Raw genomic sequence first — 347 nt, 5'->3', positions numbered from 1 at the left:
CCCGGGGGTGCCGTGGCGGTGATGGTCGCGATCGCCGGCGTACCCGCCGAGTTGGCGAGCTGTCCGCGCACCTGCACGGTGTCGCCGGCCTTCTTCAACGATGACAGGTCGGGCTTGCTCCAGGTGACGGCGACGGTCTCGCGGTGACCGTCCTTGAAGGTCGCCTGCGCCGTGCCGGGCAGCGACACGTCGGAGGATCCGGCCGGGACGGTGGTCGCGACCGGGTCGATGGAGGTCACGAGCAGCGAGGGGTTCCACTTCGCTGCCAGGGCGTCGCGCTCTTTCGCCGTGATGGCGAGGATCGAGCCGTGGCGCGGCGAGGCGGGCAGCGAGAAGCTGGACGGGAT

At 71.2% G+C, this 347-nt stretch carries 1 protein-coding gene; it reads right to left on the bottom strand.

The genetic code is table 11. From position 1 onward, the window contains the following. Window positions 1-347 (bottom strand): Ig-like domain-containing protein (locus tag MT347_RS18015; protein ID WP_243502738.1); only part of this gene is annotated, 347 nt, incomplete at both ends.

The sequence above is a fragment of the Microbacterium sp. VKM Ac-2923 genome, from assembly GCF_022815605.1.
Classification (GTDB): Bacteria; Actinomycetota; Actinomycetes; order Actinomycetales; family Microbacteriaceae; genus Microbacterium.
Note: the sequence above shows the minus strand (reverse complement) of the source record. Positions and strands in the feature narration are given on the sequence as shown.